At 55.2% G+C, this 330-nt stretch carries 1 rRNA gene; it reads right to left on the bottom strand.

Annotated elements, in window-relative coordinates:
• Positions 1–96, bottom strand: a 5S ribosomal RNA gene (gene rrf / locus WFK59_RS21995); the annotation flags it as partial.
• Positions 97–330: the final 234 nt, after the last annotated feature.

Here is a 330-nt window from a genome sequence, read left to right as displayed (position 1 = left end):
CGCATGGGGAGACCCCACACTACCATCGGCGCTACGGCGTTTCACTTCTGAGTTCGGCATGGGGTCAGGTGGGACCACCGCGCTACAGCCGCCAGGCAAATTCTTTGTGCATGAAACGAACCTTTTCCGCCGTGACCGCGTTGCCATCGCTCAGCCGCACCGGTCACATACTTCCGTATGCTCCCGCTGACGTCATCGCTCTGCGCCCTGTCACGCCGCAAAATCTTTCGTTTCCGCAAATAATTATCCGGAAAACAAGCTGAAAATCTGTCTCTCAAAAACGCCTCTGGCGTTGTAAGGTTAAGCCTCACGGGTCATTAGTACCGGTTA

The organism is Pantoea sp. USHLN298 (assembly GCF_037149395.1).
Lineage (GTDB): Bacteria > Pseudomonadota > Gammaproteobacteria > Enterobacterales > Enterobacteriaceae > Pantoea > Pantoea astica.
Note: the sequence above shows the minus strand (reverse complement) of the source record. Positions and strands in the feature narration are given on the sequence as shown.